At 65.4% G+C, this 16660-nt stretch carries 16 protein-coding genes; 8 read left to right on the top strand and 8 right to left on the bottom strand.

Features of this window, described 5'->3' with window-relative positions; all coding sequences use genetic code 11:
- Positions 1 to 75 precede the first annotated feature (75 nt).
- From ABW18_RS13450 to ABW18_RS13440, 3 genes are all read right to left on the bottom strand, one after another.
- Entirely contained in the window at positions 76 to 1188 is a 1113-nt protein-coding gene (locus ABW18_RS13450) for a lytic transglycosylase domain-containing protein (protein ID WP_200903265.1), read from the bottom strand.
- Between the two features lie 335 nt (positions 1189 to 1523).
- The gene (locus ABW18_RS13445; protein WP_049699510.1) at positions 1524 to 2066 is read right to left on the bottom strand and encodes a DUF1003 domain-containing protein; all 543 of its coding nucleotides are present in this window, start codon (positions 2064 to 2066) and stop codon (positions 1524 to 1526) included.
- Positions 2063 to 3394: a magnesium transporter MgtE N-terminal domain-containing protein gene (locus ABW18_RS13440; protein ID WP_049699509.1), complete on the bottom strand. Its 1332-nt coding sequence runs from the start codon at positions 3392 to 3394 to the stop codon at positions 2063 to 2065. Before ABW18_RS13440 ends, ABW18_RS13445 begins: the two co-directional genes overlap by 4 nt.
- A 35-nt stretch (positions 3395 to 3429) precedes the next feature.
- Here ABW18_RS13440 and ABW18_RS13435 point away from each other — a divergent pair, with 35 nt between their 5' ends.
- The 5 genes from ABW18_RS13435 to ABW18_RS13415 all read left to right on the top strand — a co-directional run bounded on the left by ABW18_RS13435 (position 3430) and on the right by ABW18_RS13415 (position 9029).
- Positions 3430 to 3918 carry a YflT domain-containing protein gene (locus tag ABW18_RS13435; protein ID WP_049699508.1) on the top strand — a complete coding sequence of 163 codons (489 nt, stop codon included), beginning with the start codon at positions 3430 to 3432 and terminating at the stop codon, positions 3916 to 3918.
- Positions 3919 to 4285: 367 nt separating this feature from the next.
- The gene (locus ABW18_RS13430) at positions 4286 to 5704 is read left to right on the top strand and encodes an extracellular solute-binding protein (protein ID WP_049699507.1); all 1419 of its coding nucleotides are present in this window, start codon (positions 4286 to 4288) and stop codon (positions 5702 to 5704) included.
- Positions 5701 to 7011, top strand: coding sequence for a carbohydrate ABC transporter permease (locus tag ABW18_RS13425; RefSeq protein WP_083444402.1), 1311 nt, complete (start codon positions 5701 to 5703; stop codon positions 7009 to 7011). The genes ABW18_RS13430 and ABW18_RS13425 overlap by 4 nt, the downstream gene beginning before the upstream one ends.
- 6 nt (positions 7012 to 7017) lie before the next feature.
- A complete protein-coding gene (locus ABW18_RS13420) occupies positions 7018 to 7848 on the top strand; it encodes a carbohydrate ABC transporter permease (RefSeq protein ID WP_049699506.1) in 831 nt (276 codons plus the stop codon).
- A 5-nt stretch (positions 7849 to 7853) separates the two neighbouring features.
- Positions 7854 to 9029: an ABC transporter ATP-binding protein gene (locus ABW18_RS13415; RefSeq protein WP_049699505.1), complete on the top strand. Its 1176-nt coding sequence runs from the start codon at positions 7854 to 7856 to the stop codon at positions 9027 to 9029.
- Positions 9030 to 9060: 31 nt separating this feature from the next.
- Here ABW18_RS13415 and ABW18_RS13410 read toward each other — a convergent pair whose 3' ends face one another.
- From ABW18_RS13410 to fmdA, 3 genes are read right to left on the bottom strand one after another with little or no spacing between them, the layout of a single operon-like run.
- Positions 9061 to 9918 carry a ParB N-terminal domain-containing protein gene (locus ABW18_RS13410; RefSeq protein ID WP_049699504.1) on the bottom strand — a complete coding sequence of 286 codons (858 nt, stop codon included), beginning with the start codon at positions 9916 to 9918 and terminating at the stop codon, positions 9061 to 9063.
- A complete protein-coding gene (locus tag ABW18_RS13405; RefSeq protein WP_049699503.1) occupies positions 9908 to 10594 on the bottom strand; it encodes a metallophosphoesterase family protein in 687 nt (228 codons plus the stop codon). The genes ABW18_RS13410 and ABW18_RS13405 overlap by 11 nt, the downstream gene beginning before the upstream one ends.
- 44 nt (positions 10595 to 10638) lie before the next feature.
- Complete coding sequence (gene fmdA, locus ABW18_RS13400) at positions 10639 to 11892, bottom strand: formamidase (protein WP_049699502.1); 1254 nt, start codon at positions 11890 to 11892, stop codon at positions 10639 to 10641.
- A 75-nt stretch (positions 11893 to 11967) separates the two neighbouring features.
- Here fmdA and ABW18_RS13395 point away from each other — a divergent pair, with 75 nt between their 5' ends.
- Positions 11968 to 12255 (top strand): FmdB family zinc ribbon protein, encoded by a 288-nt coding sequence (locus ABW18_RS13395; protein ID WP_049699501.1) that lies wholly within the window; start codon positions 11968 to 11970, stop codon positions 12253 to 12255.
- Between the two features lie 24 nt (positions 12256 to 12279).
- Positions 12280 to 12855, top strand: coding sequence for a suppressor of fused domain protein (locus tag ABW18_RS13390; RefSeq protein WP_200903264.1), 576 nt, complete (start codon positions 12280 to 12282; stop codon positions 12853 to 12855).
- A gap of 48 nt (positions 12856 to 12903) precedes the next feature.
- Here ABW18_RS13390 and ABW18_RS13385 read toward each other — a convergent pair whose 3' ends face one another.
- On the bottom strand, positions 12904 to 13974 hold the full coding sequence (locus ABW18_RS13385; RefSeq protein WP_049699499.1) for a magnesium and cobalt transport protein CorA: 1071 nt from the start codon (positions 13972 to 13974) through the stop codon (positions 12904 to 12906).
- A gap of 13 nt (positions 13975 to 13987) precedes the next feature.
- Here ABW18_RS13385 and ABW18_RS13380 point away from each other — a divergent pair, with 13 nt between their 5' ends.
- Positions 13988 to 15013 carry a glycine betaine ABC transporter substrate-binding protein gene (locus ABW18_RS13380; protein WP_049699498.1) on the top strand — a complete coding sequence of 342 codons (1026 nt, stop codon included), beginning with the start codon at positions 13988 to 13990 and terminating at the stop codon, positions 15011 to 15013.
- A 160-nt stretch (positions 15014 to 15173) separates the two neighbouring features.
- Here ABW18_RS13380 and ABW18_RS13375 read toward each other — a convergent pair.
- Positions 15174 to 16660: HNH endonuclease signature motif containing protein (locus ABW18_RS13375; protein ID WP_049699497.1), on the bottom strand; the 1487-nt coding region annotated here is incomplete at its 5' end.

Here is a 16660-nt window from a genome sequence, read left to right as displayed (position 1 = left end):
GGTAGAGAACGGGTGGGGTGCCCCACGGCATGACGATCACACGGTCTCTCCGACGACGCGACTGCGACCGCGAGCCTATTGCGGCACGACCTTGAGCGCCGGCGTGCTCGTCGTCGCTGGTCCGGGATTGCGCGGCGCGTTCTGCTTCGGTGCGGGCTTGGGTGCGGGCTGGCCGGGGATCGTGATGCCCGGGGGCAGGCAGATCGCACCCAGGCACTGCTGCGTGGGGGTCGTCGGTGTCGATGGCGTCGACGAATCCGACGATGAGCCGGGCGCACTCGGCGCGCCGGGCTTGGGTGGCTTCGACGGCTTGGAACTCGACGACGAAGACGACGAAGACGGCCGCTTCGGTTCGGGAATGGGGTTGGTCGGCATCACGCCGGTCGCATACGCCCCGGCCCAGGCGAGGACGTTGGTCACGTAATCCATCGAGTGGTTGTACCGGTACACCGCTGCGACCTTGTTCTTGTCGGTCATGATGTCGGTGAATCCCGAGCACAGGTAGCGGCCGGCAGAGTAGGTGGAGTCGAAGATGTTGTTCGGGTCGGCCTTGCCGTCGCCGTTACCGTCGGCTCCCCACGCGGCCCACGTGCCGGGAATGAACTGCATTGGTCCCATCGCGCGTGCATAACCGCCCTGGTGGCGAATCACCTCGTTACCGGCGAGGGAGCCGTCGAGCACAGGCCCCTCGATGGGATTGATGGTGTTTCCGTACTGGTCGACGGACCCGTTGCTCGCGTGATTCGACTCGATCCTGCCGATGCCGGCAAGCAGGAACCACGGGAGCTTGCACTGTGGTTCCTCGGTACCGATGCGGTTCGCGGCCAGTTTGTACGCCTGCAGGACGACGCCGGGAATTCCCAGCGGGCCCGATGGCAGATCAGCGGCGAGACGATACTGCGGGGCGGTTGCGGTCGCCGCAGCGGCTGCTGCGCTGGCCGAGACGGTCGGCGGGGGTGCGAATCCCAGCAGCGCAACCGGTTCGGCGGGTGCGACCGCCGCGAGGACCGTCGGCTTCGCGGGCTCGGCGCGCACCGCGACCCGAACCCCGCCCTGGGCACTCGACGTGGCGGCTCCGAGCACCATCACACCGACGAGGACACCGCCCGCGCCGACGGCGAGAGCTCTCCCCGGGAGTCGGGTGCGCTTGGGCCCGCGACGACGTCGAAAAGGGTGTGGCGCTCTCAATCTCGGACCTTCCCGAGATCGCTCACACCCAACAGTCGAGTCTGACCCGTCATCGACACTCCATTGCCTCCACACAGTCCGTTGGCGCCCGTCTCACCGTGCCGGTGCACATGCAGGAGGGTCCACCCCGGAAACAAACGCCGGGCGTCACCATCGGTTGATGTCCGACGGCACTCCGGCTGTGACCCACCATACATATGGGTCGAGTGTCCGAGTGCGGAACCTTCACAAAAGTTCACCATGTGAAAGTCATCGCGTGATCTGTCCGTGAAGTTACGTGCGTTGACGTTATGTGCGCCGAAGTTGTGTGCGCCGAAGTCACGTGCGTCGCGGTGCTAACGCTCGGGGTGGTGGCGCCGCGACTTCTCGGTGTCTGCCGAACCGTCGAGTCCCTCGAGCCGGGCGACGAGTCGGTCGGTGAGGTCGTCGAGCATGTCGTCGAGTTCTTTTCGCAGGTAGTCGCGGGTGACGGTATCGCCGACGGCGAGGCGGACCGCGGCGAGCTCTCGCGCGAGGAACTCCGTGTCGGCCTTGGTCTGCGCGGCACGGGCACGATCCTCATCGAGCGCGACGCGGTCGCGGTTCTCCTGCCGGTTCTGGGCCAGGAGGATCAGGGGAGCGGCGTAGGCGGCCTGCGTCGAGAACGCCAGGTTGAGCAGGATGAACGGGTACGGGTCGAAGCGCAGCGCGACCCAGCTCAGATTGATGATGATCCACACGATGACGATCACCGTCTGAATCGCCAGGTAGCGGCCGGTACCGAGGAACCGCGCGATCCGCTCGGCGTATATGCCGATCAGGTCGCTGTCGACGTGGAACGACGGCCGTCGGTTCACGCGCGGGGTGTCGAGGCGGCGCGTGCTCTGCTCGCTCGTCATTCACTCGCTCCTGCTGTGCCGTTGCCGCTTGCGGCACCTGCCGTCTCCGACTCTGGTTCGTTGTCCTCGGGTTCATTCTCACGCCAGTCACGCGGGAGCATCTCGTCGAGGAGGTCGTCGACGCTGACCGCACCGAGGAGGTGGTTCTCGTCGTCGACCACCGGGCCACACACGAGGTTGTAGGTCGCGAAGTAGCGCGTGACCGTCTCGAGTGAATCGTCGGGATGCAACGATTGCAGATCCGTGTCGAGGATGCCACCGACGATGTTCGCAGGTGGCTCGCGCAGCAGCGCCTGCAGGTGGACACATCCGAGATAGCGTCCGGTTGGCGTCGCAGTCGGCGGACGCACGACGAAGATCATGCTGGCGGCTGCTGGGGTGACATCGGGGTCGCGCACGCGTGCGAGCGCCTCGGCGATAGTCGTCGAGGCGGTGACGATCAGCGGCTCCGAGGTCATGAGACCGCCCGCGGTGTCCGGGGAGTGGGTCAGCAGTCGTCGCACAGGCGCCGATTCCTCGGGGTCCATTCGTTCGAGCAGTGACTCCGCCTCGGTGTCCGACAGTTCGCCGAGGAGGTCGGCCGCGTCGTCGGGGTCCATGGCCTCGAGCACATCGGCGGCACGTTCGACGCCGAGGTGTGTGAGCACTTCGGTTTGATCGTCCGGCGGTAGTTCCTGCAGCACGTCGGCGAGCCGCTCGTCGTCGAGGGCCTCGGCGATCTCGTCTCGACGTTTCGGCGGCAGCTCGCGCAGAGCATTCGCGACGTCGGCGGCTCGCATCCCCTCGAACTGGGAAAGTGCCTGTGCCACACCCTGTCCGGGTAGTTCTAGTGCGCTTGCGGTGAGCCCCTGGACCCGATTCCACTCCACGACAATGGTTTCGCCGCGCCGAAGTCCGCGCCGTGCCGGACGTGCCGCGACACGGGAGACCACCCAGTCGCGAGTACGTGTCCGCTCGATCCCGAGGTCGACGACGATCATGTCGATGCCCTTGAGGTCCTCGTGATCGGGATCGTCGATCCGCACCCGTGAGTCCAGGATCTGTCCGATCGCGAGGGCTTCGCCCGGACGCAGGTGCAGTCGTCGCAGGCTCACGGTTCCGGTGTTGAGGGTCACCGCGGTGGGATCGATGGACGTGACCCGCAGCATGGGAACGAAGATCCGTCGGCGCGTGGCCAATTCGACGGCGAGGCCGAGCACGCGAGGCTGCTGTCCTGGGAGTCGAACGGCGATCACGGCGTCGCGGACACGGCCGATCGATTCACCGTCGGGACCAAGGACCGCCAATCCGACTAATCTGGCCACGAAGACCTTGCTCACCGACGCCATGTGGGTAAGGGTAGTGGCCGAGTGGAGGACATGACATGACCAACCCGATGAGTTCCGGTCGGCAGACGCCGGGTCTCCCGACGCCGCCCAAAGGATGGCCGATCGGCTCGTACTCGACTTACGCTGAGGCACAACGTGCTGTCGACTATCTCTCCGACGAGAACTTCACCGTTCAGGACGTGACGATCGTCGGCGTCGACCTCATGCAGGTCGAGCGTGTCATCGGCCGACTCACCTGGGGCAAGGTGATCGGCGGCGGTGTGGTCTCGGGAGCGTGGCTCGGACTCTTCTTCGGACTGCTGGTCTCGCTCGTCGTCAGCGGCAACGCATTGGTGCCCATTCTGTTCGGTCTCGTCGGCGGCATTGTCTTCGGCGTCATCTCGACGACGATCCCGTACGCGGCCACTCGCGGTCAGCGTGACTTCGCGTCGACGATGCAACTCGTCGCGGGACGCTACGACGTGCTCTGCGACCCCAAGAGCGCCGAGAAGGCCCGCGACATGCTCGCCCGCCTCAATCCCTGAGCCGTACACCGATGCCATTGGCGCGTGCGTAGAACCGGCGCGCGCGAAGAACATTGGCACGGTCGCGCCGAATGTGTTGCTTGTCACTACCGCGCCGGACTAGCGTAGCCACCAACGCCATGGCGCGCGGTGACGCGCGTTGTGCTGCGTGCGACATCGAGGAGGCTGCGTGCGGAGCGACGGTGACCAAGCCGGTAGCGGCGATCGCGACAGGGATTCGGGCAACACCGATTCGGGCAACACGGATTCGAGCACTACGGATTCGAGCACTACGGATTCGAGCAACAGGGATACAGGCGTTGTAGTCCGGCGTCGCAGGGCCGCAGACGTGGCCGGCAGGGCATCGGGGCGGGGTCGATCACGACGAATGTCGGTGAAGGCGGCCGTCGCAGCGGCGGCACTGATCACGGTGCTCCCGATCGTGTCGGCATGCGGTTCCGGGCATGAGCCGGGAGTCCTGAATCTGTATCCGCCCGCCGACGGCGCCGGTTCGATCAAATCCATGGGCGACAAGTGTTCTCAGGAATCCGGTGGCAAATACCGGATCGTGACGACGGCCTTGCCCAAGGCGGCCGACGACCAGCGTCTGCAGTTGGCGCGACGACTTTCGGGCAACGACAAGAGTCTCGACCTGATGGGTATGGACGTCGTGTGGACCGCGGAGTTCGCCGACGCCGGATGGCTCACACCGGTGCCCGAGAGCATCGCGGGTGAGGTGGAGGGTCGAACACTGGGTGGTCCGCTCGAGACCGCCAAGTGGAAGACGAAGAGCGATGACGCGGAACGGCTTTACGCGATCCCGATCTGGACCAACACCCAATTGCTCTGGTACCGCAAGGATGTTCTGCGCGACACCCTCGACAAGGGGCAGCCTGCCAAGACGTGGGACGGCATGGTGGCCGACGCGACCCGCAGCCTCGCCAAGGGCGGGCCGAGCTACATCATGGTGCAGGGCAAGCAGTACGAGGGCCTGATGGTGTGGTTCAACTCGGTCCTCGCGAGCGCAGGCGGCGAGGTGGTCGACCCCAACGATCCGAACAAGGTGACGCTCAACGACACCCCGGAACACCGCGCCGCCACGGTGAAGGCGCTCAGCGTGCTCAAGGCCGTCGCGACCGCGCCGGGACACGATCCCTCGTTGACCAACGGCGACGAGACCAGTTCGCGTCTGGGCATGGAGACGGGAAAGGCGATCTACCAGGTCAACTGGCCGTTCGTGCTCTCCTCGATGCGAGAGAACGCCGCCTCGGGCAGCGTGCCGTTCCTGACCGACATGCAGCAGTATGCCGGTCTGTTCGCCGACAAGGACAACACCCCGACAGACGAACAACTGGCGCCGGTGACTCGCGCGGTACGGCAGAAGTTCGATTTCGCTCCCTATCCCGGTGTGACGGAGGGAATTCCGGCCAAGAGCACGGTCGGCGGGTTGAATATCGCGGTGGCGAACACCTCGCAGCAGAAGGACCTGGCGTTCGAGGCGGCGATGTGTCTGACGAACGCGCGGGCGCAGAAGTTCTATTCGATCGACGCGGGCACCCCGCCGGTCATCTCGTCGCTCTACAGCGATCCCGATTTCCGTGCGGCGTATCCGATGGCTGACGACATCAAACTCCAGCTCGAACCCGAGCATGCGGCACTACGTCCGAAATCACCTGACTACCAAGCGATCTCGACGCTGCTGCAGGCCAAGCTCTCTCCGGTTGGCTCGTGGGACCCCGAGACTCTGGTCGACCAGCTTGCCGAGCAGGTACAAAAGGCGATCGACGGGGAGGGACTCATCCCATGACATCCGGTAACGACGGCACGGGCAACGACCCGGCCGAGGAGCGCAGGGGCAGGCACGCGATGCCCGGCGACGGCGACGACACCGGGGGATCGTCGGCGGCGCAGGGGTCCGGATCGGGGCACGGGCCCGGATCGTACGGTCGCACAGTGCATTCGGACGCGTGGACGCCGCCGGAACGTCTCGGTCAACCCACCGGAAGCGCACCCGAGCACGCCGCGCCGACGTCGAGCACCCCGTCCTCCGAGACTCCGTCTTCCGAGACCCCGTCCTTGGAGAAGTCGGCGCCGCTGACGCCCACCGCCGCGCAAGCGACCGTGGTCGGGGCGGCCGCGCGCTCGGATGCCACACGGTCGGGAGGCGGGACGTCAACGGCGACTCTGGAGCGGCCGGCGACGTCGTCGAAGCGCACGAAGCGATCCGGCGAGGTGAGCGAGGGCAAGAAGCAGGAACGTCGGCTGGCGTATTGGTTGATCGCTCCGGCCGTGATCCTCATGCTGGTGGTCACGGCGTATCCGATCGTCTACGCATTCTGGTTGTCGCTCAACAAGTCCAGCCTGTCTGCGCCGGGCGAGCGCGAGTTCACGTGGTTCAGCAACTACGGCACGGTGCTCAGTTCCAACTACTGGTGGACGGCCTTCTTCGTCACGCTCGGCATCACGGTGGTCTCGGTCGTCATCGAGTTGGTGCTCGGCATGGCGATCGCGATCGTGATGCACCGCACCATCTTCGGGCGCGGTGTGATCCGAACCGTCGTGCTGATCCCGTACGGCATCGTGACGGTTGCGGCCGCGTTCTCGTGGTACTACGCGTGGACACCCGGAACCGGTTACCTCGCCAACCTCCTGCCAGACGGTAGTGCGCCGCTGACGCAGCAGTGGCCGTCACTGGCAATCATCGTGCTCGCCGAGGTCTGGAAGACCACTCCGTTCATGGCGCTGCTGCTGCTCGCCGGTCTCGCGTTGGTGCCCGACGAACTACTCAAGGCCGCTGAGGTCGACGGCGCGGGCGCATGGACCCGCCTGCGGCGCATCATCATTCCGATGATGAAGCCCGCGATCCTGGTCGCGCTGCTGTTCCGTACGCTCGATGCGTTCCGCATCTTCGACAACATCTATGTGTTGACGGCAGGCAACAACAACACGTACTCGGTCTCGATGCTCGGCTACGACAACCTGTTCAAGGCGTTCAATCTGGGTGTGGGATCAGCGATTTCGATACTCATCTTCATCTGTGTCGCGATCATCGCCTTCATCTTCATCAAGGGTTTCGGCACAGCCGCGCCCGGTTCCGACAACGAGGGGAGGTAGGACGCCATGAATCGCACCGCCAAATCTCGGGTCGGCTGGCTGATCGCCGACATCCTGGTCGTGCTCTACGCGATCATTCCGCTGCTGTGGATCATCAGCCTGTCGTTCAAGCCGGCGAGCAGCGTGACCGACGGCAAATTCATCCCGACGCAGTGGACCCTGGAGAACTACTCGGGGATCTTCCAGACGAGTGCGTTCACCTCTGCGCTGCGTAACTCGCTCGGTATCGGTCTCATCACCACTCTGATCGCCGTCGCGATCGGCACGATGGCCGCCTATGCGGTTGCGCGCCTGGACTTTCCCGGCAAGAAGCTACTCGTCGGCGCTGCGCTGTTGATTGCGATGTTCCCCCAGATCTCGCTGGTCACACCGCTGTTCAACATCGAGCGCAGCATCGGACTCTTCGACACCTGGCTCGGCCTGATCCTTCCGTACATCACGTTTGCTCTGCCGCTGGCCATCTACACGCTGTCGGCCTTCTTCCGGGAGATCCCGTGGGAGTTGGAGAAAGCGGCAAAGATGGACGGCGCCACGCCATTTCAGGCGTTCCGTAAGGTCATCGCGCCGCTCGCTGCGCCCGGTGTTGTGACCGCGGCGATCCTGGTGTTCATCTTCGCCTGGAACGACCTGCTCCTCGCACTGTCGTTGACCTCGACCGAGCGGGCGATCACCGCTCCCGTCGCGATCGCGAACTTCACGGGCAGTTCGCAATTCGAGGAGCCGACCGGCTCCATCGCAGCTGCGGCGGTCGTCATCACCATCCCCATCATCATCTTTGTGCTCTTCTTCCAACGTCGAATCGTCGCCGGCTTGACCTCCGGCGCGGTGAAGGGATAGTCCCCATGGCAGAGATCGTGCTCGACAACGTCAGCAAGAAATACGCGGACGGCACTGTCGCCGTTCACGACTTCACTCTCACGATCGCCGACGGCGAGTTCATCATCCTCGTGGGGCCGTCGGGCTGCGGAAAGTCGACGACCCTCAACATGATCGCGGGTCTCGAGGACATCAGCAGCGGCGACCTGTACATCGGTGGAGAGCGGGTCAACGACAAGTCGCCCAAGGACCGCGACATCGCCATGGTCTTTCAGAGCTACGCGCTCTACCCGCACATGACGGTCCGACAGAACATCGCATTCCCGCTCACCCTGGCGAAGCTGCCCAAGGACGAGGTCAACAAGAAGGTCGACGAGGCCGCCAAGATCCTCGATCTGACTCAGTACCTCGACCGCAAGCCGTCGAATCTGTCCGGCGGCCAGCGCCAACGCGTCGCCATGGGGCGCGCGATCGTGCGGTCGCCCAAGGCATTTCTCATGGACGAGCCGCTGTCGAATCTCGACGCCAAACTTCGCGTTCAGATGCGCACCGAGATCTCACGCCTGCAGACGCGGCTGAGTACGACGACCGTCTACGTCACGCACGATCAGACCGAGGCGATGACCCTCGGTGATCGCGTGGTGGTGATGCGCAACGGATACGTCCAGCAGGTCGGAGCCCCCAACGAGCTCTACAACAACCCGGTCAACGTGTTCGTCGCAGGATTCATCGGGTCGCCGTCGATGAACTTCTTGCCGGGCACCCTGAGTGCCGACGCGATCGATACTCCGCTGGGACGATTGGTTCTCGACGACCACGATGCGATTGCGGCCGAGGCGAAGAAGGAAGGCAGCAACGGCGAGGTGCTGATCGGTATCCGGCCCGAGCAGATCGAAGACGCTTCGCTCATCGACCCGGCCGTGAAGGCGCGTGGCACGACGTTCACCGCCGACATCGATGTTCTCGAATCGATGGGTTCGGACAAGTACGCCTACTTCACCATCGATTCCGGCCGCGCGGCCAACGACGCCCTGGCCGAACTGGCAGCGGATTCGGGCTCAGACCTCGGCACCGGTGAGATGGTCGCCAGGCTCTCGCCGGAGTCTGCGGTGACCAAGAACTCGCGCGCCGAGTTGGTGTTCGACACCGACAAGATCGCCGTGTTCGACCAGCAGTCGGGAGTGAGCCTGCGCCGCAGGTGATCGCCCCCGCTGGTCGAGCCTGTCGAGACCACTACCGCCGGCGGCGCTGCGACTGCTCGCGGAGCTCCTCGATGATCTCGTCGTCCCAGATGTGCCTGCGCACAAGGCGATAGCGTTCGCCCGCGACCCACATGTAGAGCTCGGCGTCGTCGGTGATGTCGGGCCGAACCTCGGCGCGGCGTGCCATGCGGACCACCGGTAGAAACTCTTCGCCGAACCACCGGCGCGCGACCTCGGGCCTGCTCAGGAACTCTCCGACTTCCTGGCTGAGCCGAAAACCCCACGCCTCGACGGCTTCTGCCAGTTCTGCGTAAGAGAACGGGTCGGACAGGCGCACGGCATCCGCCTGCGCGCCCGCGAGGGGAACGCGTGCGAGAAAGAGTCGACGGTGGTCTTTGAGCACGAGGTCGGACGGCGCGTTGATTCCGTCTGGTGTGATGCGCGTGTGGATCTCGGTGACGTAGGCGTCGATCGTCTCGAGATGGCGGGCGATCGCGATCGAGACACGATGATGGCCGTCGATCACGAAGTACATCGATCCGATCTTGTACAGCAAGACCGGTGGCACCGACTCGCCCCGACGTTGCGCGGCGGCAAGACGTTGCCAACGTTGCCGGATGCGTGATGACGTCGGGCGAAAGTACTTGTCGAAATCCTTTGTGCGGTCGACACTTCCGACGATGTCGCGCACGTTGACCTGCTGCAGGCCCAGGTTGGTCTCGCCGGTTCTGCCCAGTGCGCGCACCACTTCGTCGAACGGCAGGATCGTGTTGACGTCGGCGGGTTGGCGGGTGAACCAGTGCGTGAGACGGGCTAGTTCGGCCTGGCGCCGCATGCGCGCGAAGTCGTTCTCGGCGTCGGCGTCGGGAAATCCGGTGTCACGCGCCATATCGTCGCCTCACGATCGTGAAGTCGCGGTGCCCGGGATCGATGTCGAACTGGCAGTATCCGACGACGTTGACCGATGTGGTGTGCGTGCCGATCGCCTTGTCTGTCGGGTGTCCGCCGTAGGGATGTACGTGTCCGTGAACCAGTAGCGTCGGCTCGAGATCGTCGACGAGCGGGTGAAAGCAGGCGAAACCCCTGTGCGCCGGATCGTCTCCGTCGCCGACGCCCTGCGCCGGGCTATGCGTCAAGAAGATGTCGGGCCGACGCCGCGTCAGGTGTGCACCGACGCGAACTCTCCAGCTGCGCCACCGCTGTTGAGGCTCGGTGTACTGGTTGGGGCCGTCGTTGTAGCGAATTGAGCCGCCGAGGCCGCTGATGCGCAGCCCGGCAGCCTCGACGGTCCGTCCGTCGGCGTTGAGGGCGCCGAGCGGTCCGGGGTCTGCTGCGGGCAGTCCGGCGCGCAGCCATCCGGTGCGCGATTGCCGATAGCCGCGCAGGTCCGGGTCGTGATTTCCCGGCACATATACGGCGGGAACGTCATAGGTCGCCATGAGTCCGTCGACATACTCGAACGGGAGGTCGCCCGCTGCGACGATCAGGTCGGGACGACCCTGAACGCCGATGCCGAGAACGAGAGAGTCGACCACTTCGTCGGCGACAGCAAGAACACTCACCATGTGAGTCAGCGTAAGCCCGGAGCGCGGCGCACGGTGCCGAGCTCCTAGAAGCTGGCGTGCGGGGCGCCGATCCCCGGGTCGATCCGGACCGGCCCGTCTTTGGAAGGCGCGACCGGAAAGTCGAAAATCGCAGTCGGAATGTACACGGTCGCACAGGAATTGGGAATGTCGACGACCCCGGACAGTCGCCCCTCGATCGGCGCGGAACCGAGAAGTAGATACGCCTGCTCGGGGCTGTATCCGAACTTCGTCAGGTACTCGATCGCGTGCAGACATGCCCGTTGGTAGGCGAGGTCGGAGTCGAGGTAGCGCTGCTCGCCGTCGAGCGTCACCGACGTACCCGAGAAGGCGATCCACTCCGAGTACTGCGGATCGGTGTTGCCGGGCATGAAGATTGCGTTCTCGGTGACGCCGTAGGTCTCCATGCCGCCCTTGATCAGGTCGACGTGCAGATCGATGAAGCCGCCCATTTCGATGGCCCCGCAGAAGGTGATCTCGCCGTCGCCCTGCGAGAAGTGGAGATCGCCGAACGACAGGTTGGCGCCCGGCACGAAGACGGGATAGAAGACGCGACTGCCCTTGGTGAGATTCTTGATGTCCTGATTGCCGCCGTTCTCGCGGGGCGGTGCCGTCCGTGCAGCCTCTGCGGCGACTCGATCGAACTCCGCGCCGCTCAGTGATCCGAGGATGGCGCCGCTTGGTTCGGGTGGAAGTGCCAGTGGCGGAACACGTTCGGGGTCGGTGGCGATCAGCGCGCCCTCTCGCGCGTTCCAGGTTGCCAACAACTGCGGGCTCGGGGCCGTGCCCATCAATCCCGGGTGCACGATTCCGGTGTACTTCACATGCGGCACATGGCGACTCGTCGCACTCTGCCCGGCGAAATCCCAGATCGCTTTGTATGCGTCGGGGAACTGCTCGGTGAGAAACCCTCCGCCGTTGAGCTTGGCGAAGATGCCGGTGTAGCCCCAGCCCTGGCCTGCGAGCGGACCCGAATCCTCCTGGGGGATGGGACCGACGTCGAGAATGTCGACGATCAGCAGGTCGCCGGGTTGTGCGCCCTCAATCGCGAACGGTCCGGAGAGTGTGTGCACGTTGTTCAGCGGCGCGTTGAGGATGTCGTTGGCCGAATCGTCGTTGTGGATCGCGCCGTCGAACCACTCGCGGCAGTGCGCCCGAAAGGTGTCGCCCGGTTTCACCGTCACCGCAGGCGGAATGTCGGGATGCCACCGGTTGTGGCCGACGATCTGCTGCGCGGTGAACGGCTTCGATGAGTCCAACGAGAAGAGCAACTCCGGCATGACAGCCTCCTGGTGGCGCGACGGTGCAGTGCCTTTCGAGATTCCGCGACGCACAGGTCGCGCTATGGTCTGCACATGCCAACCTACGTCTTCCGGTGCCGGCAGGCATGCGATGACGTCGAACAGGTGCACTCGATGCTCACTGTCCCCGACGACGTGGAGTGTCCGGTCTGTTCGGAGCGCGCTCGACGAATCGTCACCGCAGCGAGGCTCGGCGTCGGCGACAGTGCTGCCATGCGGGCACACGACGCGACGCGCGCGACCGCCGACGCGCCGACGGTGGTGTCATCGGTGCCCGGTTCGCCTCGACGGTCGACGCCGGTGACCACCAACCCGCTGCACCGGCGGCTACCGCGTCCCTGAACCGCCCGGCTACCGTTGAGTGTCGTGAGTCCTTCCGTCACCGACACCGTGCACGAATACGTCGTCTCCGAACTCGGCGTCGAGCCGCAGCGGGCGTCTGTGACCTTCCTGGGTGTCGAGCCCATCGACGTCGAACGATTCGCACTCGACGACGACGTGGTGTTCGTGACCGTCGGGTGCGCTCGTCATCCGATGACCGACCCCAGTGACATTCATGCCGACCCGCTGCGCGGTCCGCGCGTCGAGCTCGTGGTGCGGATGCACACGGGGGTTGCGATGCCGGGGCTGCACCGACGATTGGCAACCGTCGCCGCAGCGCCGGCGGTCGAGGGGCTCATCCTCGCACCGGACGCACTCGTCGATCTCGGCGAGCCCCTCTGGGATGGTGCGCCGTTCACCGCACTATTGACCGCTGCCGACGAACTCGGCGAGGTGGTGCTTCCCGACCCGATGGAACCGGTGCGGTTCCTGCGCGCTATCCCGATCACGGCGAACGAAGCCGCGTGGGTGCGCCTCAAGGGAGCCGACGCCCTTCGCGAGGCGTGGGCAGAGGCGAGCATCGACATCGCCGACGCGAGGCGTTCGCCTGCCAGCATGTGACCCGGTGAATCGAGGCGGCCCTTCCGTCTAGGCAGCCGGGGGCGGCGCTTACAGCCAGTGACTTCGCCGGAACGTCGCCCACAGGGCGCCGCAGATGAGGAACATCGTCAGGCAGAGAATGCCGAAGCCCTGCCGGTCGTGCATGCCGGGCAGGATGTCGAAGTTCATTCCGTACAGTCCAGCGACCATCGTCGGTACCGCGGCGATCGCCACCCATGCCGAGATCTTGCGCATGTCGCTGTTCTGCTGGATGCTCACCTTCGTCGCGGCGGCGTCGAGTAGCGAACTGAGGACCTCGTCGTATTCGACGACATGCTCGATCACGGTGCTGAGGTGGTCGGACACATCGCGGAACTGGCGTCGAATCTCTTTGGGCACCAACGTGTTGTCCGACGCCAGCCGTGACAGCGGGCCTGCCAGCGGTGTGACCGCTCGGCGCAGTTCGAGAACCTCGCGACGGAGCAGATATACCGGTTCGATGTTGAGCCAGCGCTGCTGTCGGGAGAAGACCGTGCTCTCGATCGACACCACGTCGTCTTCCATCCGCTCGGAGACGGCGAGGTAGGAGTCGACGACCTTGTCGGCGATGGCGTGCAGCACGGCGGTCGGTCCGAGCACGAGGCGTTCTGGTCGGGCTTCGAGTCGTCGACGCAGATTGTGTAGATGGGTGTGGTCGCCGTGGCGAACGGTGATGACGAAGTCGCGGCCGGCGAAGACCATGATCTCGCCGGTTTCGACGACCTCGCTGGCCTTCTCCATCGACTCGTGCTCGACGTACTTGACCGTGCGGAGCACGAGGAACTGCGTGTCGTCGTAGACCTCGAGCTTGGGACGTTGGTGGGCGTGCACCGCGTCCTCGACGACCAGCTCGTGCAGGCCGAACACCTCGCCGACGCCGGTCATCTGTTCGTCGTCGGGCGCGGCGAGTCCGAGCCACACGAACCCCTTGCCGGTCTCGCGTACCTGCGCGAATGCGTCAGCGTAGGTGATGCGCCCCGGCTGTCTGATTCCGTCGACATAGACCGCGCAGTCGACGACCGCCCGTGCGACGGGGACCGGAATCCGGGGGAGCGGACGCGCCCCACGCGCGTTCCGTGCACCTGGGCGGAGGTTGGGCATTGGCACGAGGTGGATGCTACTCGTGCAGGGGCATCGTTATACCGTGAGAGCCGTGCGGAATCGTGTGTGGGCCACCGCTGTCGTCATTGCGGTCGCGATGGTTGTCACCGGGGTGCTCGCGGGATGTTCGGATTCGTCGCGTGACTCCGCGTCGTCGAGTCGGCTGTTGCATCTCGGCTCGGCCGACGACCCCGCGCTGCGGGTGATGGCCGAGATCTACGCGGGAGCATTGCGCGACGTCGGCGCACCTGTTGCAGATGACTTGATCCGCGGCGACGACACCGCATTGCTCGACGAGATGGATCGCGCGCGGGTCGACCTGTTTCCCGCGTTCAGTGGCGAACTACTCACCTCGCTGGCGCCGAAGGCGACCGTCACGTCGTCGGACGACGTCTACGACGAGCTCAATCGCTCTCTGCCCCAAGGTGTTTCGGTGGGTGATGCGACACCCGTGAGTGCGACGCCGCAGGTCTTTGTCGCGACGTCGCTGGCGCAGTCGAGCAATGTCACCGATCTATCGGAGTGTGGGCGACTGCCCGAGGGGCTACCCGTCGTTGTCGTCGGACGTCCGGAACCCGCGGATATGGCTGCGTTCGCAGCGCAGGGTTGCCGCTTCGGTGCGGTGGAGTCGGTCGGATCGGCCCGCGAGGTGATCGCACGAGTGGGGACGGCGCAGGCTGTCGGCGTGGTGACGGCACTCGACGCCGCGGTCGCTCTCGACCCCGCGGCGCCACAGATCCAGGCGCTCAGAGTCCCCGCGCCGACGCAGGACGACGCGGGACAGCCGTCGACCCCCTCCAACCCGGCGACTTCACCTCAGTCTCAGTCTCAGTCCCCGTCTCCGCAGAGCGGTCCGCGCGCGCAGAATCTCGTTCCGGTGTACCGGACCGCCGCGCTGACCCGCAGCGAGGTCAAGCAGATCAATCGTGTCGCGGGGGAGATCACCACCGCCGACCTGGCCGAACTGGCACGACGCGCAGACGCGGGCGCCGAACCACGCGACCTCGCGATCGGGTGGCTCGGCGAGCACGGCCTCTAGTTGGAGCGGGGCAGGAGGCTTCGTCGCCCCAACCACGTCGCCCCAACCACGTTGCCCAACCACGTCTGCCCCGCCACCGGGGTGTAGACGGGTTGCAGCACAACCTGATTCGACGGTTCACCAAGGCTAGGGGTTGGCGCGTCGGTCAGGTGACCGTTGGTCAGGCGGCGTCGGACAACGGTGGGTCGACGCCTCCGGGTGGGTCGACGCCGCCGATGCGGTTGGGGCCGCCTGGTGGGGCGGGACCTGTTGGCGCGTCTGGGTCGTTGGGTGGCTCGGGGTCAAGTTCGAGTGGCGGTAGGTTCCACCCGATGTCGACCCGCGAGCTGAGGCGCAGAGTATCGCCGGAGGGCATCGCACCCACCAGAGTGAGCTCGACCCGCCCGGCGGGCGGGTTGGACACTAAGGGCGGAGGCACAATCGCGGTGACGGCTGTGTCTGTGGCGATTCCGGTACCGGTCGTGCGTGCCGCGGCGGCGGCCTCGTTGTTGGTGTGTTCTGCGGCGAGGTAGTCGCGGAAGTCGGCTTTGACGTCGGCGATCCGGTTGATGCGTTCGGGATTCTCCGGCATACCTGGCTTGGCGTTCAATCGCCACGCGACCCGCCCGGTATCGGGGCCTTCGGTGATCATCCGGGTGGTGAACTGGCCGGGCTTCGTGCCGACCCGCCGGTTGTGCACATCACAGGCGGGCACCAACTGGTCGATATCAGTCAAGCCGCCGTCTGCCCAGTCTTTCGCGGCGTGATGCATCTGCACCCTGCTCGCAGGTTGGTTGCAGCCGGGGGCGGAACACATTTTCCCGCCGGGTGAGGCGAATGAGGCGAGTCGTTGTCCGAGTGACGCGATCCGCTTCGACCGCCCCAGGTAGAGCGGGATGCTGGTGTGGTCACCGAACACCGCCAAATACTGGCTCGCTCCGGTCGAGGCGGCCATCTCGATCACATCACCGATCGGCAGGAGTGTTCCGGACGTGGTCTGTGCGATCCCTGCCTGCTCTTCGAGTTCTCGCAGGCTGGTGGTGACGATGACCTGGATCGGCAATCCACGATGGGTGTTGCCGAGCATGCCGGATTCCAACACCTGGCCGAGTAGGGCGGAGAAGGCGTCGTGGTTGCGTTGCGCGGGTGAGCGTTCATCACGCAGCGCAGCCGCCGCGACCTGTTCGGCGTTCGCGGTGGTGATCGGACCGACAGGCGACTCCGGGTCGTCCGGGTTGTTCATGCCGGGTTTGGCCCACGCATCCAACACCGTGTCGAGCCGTGCGCGGGCGATCGGATCGAGATCGGCGGTCAACCGCGACATCAACTGTGCGTTCTGCCGGTTCACCCACAGGCGGCGTCGGCGTTTGCGGTCCTTCGGGTTGGTGAGTGTCCCGTCAGGATCCAGATGGGCGAGTAGCCGTGACCCGAGGTTGGTGATCTCGGCGGGGGTGAATTGGACCGCGTAGCCGGCCATCTGTGCTTCGGCGGCGGCTTTTGTCTCGGCCGACACTTCACCGGGGATCGCTTCGAGCACCTCGAGCACCGCACGGACGTGTGTGCCGGCGACGCGACCCTCGGCCACGTAGCCGGCCAACGTGGGGCATGCAGGTGGTAGTCGGTCACCGCAGATCGTGGTGAACGAGCCGGTCGCGGCGATCACCCGAG

This window comes from Gordonia jacobaea, from assembly GCF_001186365.1.
GTDB lineage: Bacteria > Actinomycetota > Actinomycetes > Mycobacteriales > Mycobacteriaceae > Gordonia > Gordonia jacobaea.
The sequence above is the reverse complement of the archived record's forward strand: the minus strand, read 5'-3'. Positions and strand labels throughout refer to the sequence as shown.

Bases quoted from the DNA above. Each gene is read 5' to 3' on its own strand.
- ABW18_RS13405 (WP_049699503.1), bottom strand. From the start codon at position 10,594: ATGGTGAGTGTTCTTGCTGTCGCCGACGAAGTGGTCGACTCTCTCGTT.
- fmdA (WP_049699502.1), bottom strand. From the start codon at position 11,892: ATGCCGGAGTTGCTCTTCTCGTTGGACTCATCGAAGCCGTTCACCGCG.
- ABW18_RS13420 (WP_049699506.1), top strand. From the start codon at position 7,018: ATGAATCGCACCGCCAAATCTCGGGTCGGCTGGCTGATCGCCGACATC.
- ABW18_RS13430 (WP_049699507.1), top strand. From the start codon at position 4,286: ATGTCGGTGAAGGCGGCCGTCGCAGCGGCGGCACTGATCACGGTGCTC.
- ABW18_RS13380 (WP_049699498.1), top strand. From the start codon at position 13,988: ATGCTACTCGTGCAGGGGCATCGTTATACCGTGAGAGCCGTGCGGAAT.
- ABW18_RS13415 (WP_049699505.1), top strand. From the start codon at position 7,854: ATGGCAGAGATCGTGCTCGACAACGTCAGCAAGAAATACGCGGACGGC.
- ABW18_RS13410 (WP_049699504.1), bottom strand. From the start codon at position 9,918: ATGGCGCGTGACACCGGATTTCCCGACGCCGACGCCGAGAACGACTTC.
- ABW18_RS13435 (WP_049699508.1), top strand. From the start codon at position 3,430: ATGACCAACCCGATGAGTTCCGGTCGGCAGACGCCGGGTCTCCCGACG.
- ABW18_RS13385 (WP_049699499.1), bottom strand. From the start codon at position 13,974: ATGCCCAACCTCCGCCCAGGTGCACGGAACGCGCGTGGGGCGCGTCCG.
- ABW18_RS13395 (WP_049699501.1), top strand. From the start codon at position 11,968: ATGCCAACCTACGTCTTCCGGTGCCGGCAGGCATGCGATGACGTCGAA.
- ABW18_RS13425 (WP_083444402.1), top strand. From the start codon at position 5,701: ATGACATCCGGTAACGACGGCACGGGCAACGACCCGGCCGAGGAGCGC.
- ABW18_RS13445 (WP_049699510.1), bottom strand. From the start codon at position 2,066: ATGACGAGCGAGCAGAGCACGCGCCGCCTCGACACCCCGCGCGTGAAC.
- ABW18_RS13440 (WP_049699509.1), bottom strand. From the start codon at position 3,394: ATGGCGTCGGTGAGCAAGGTCTTCGTGGCCAGATTAGTCGGATTGGCG.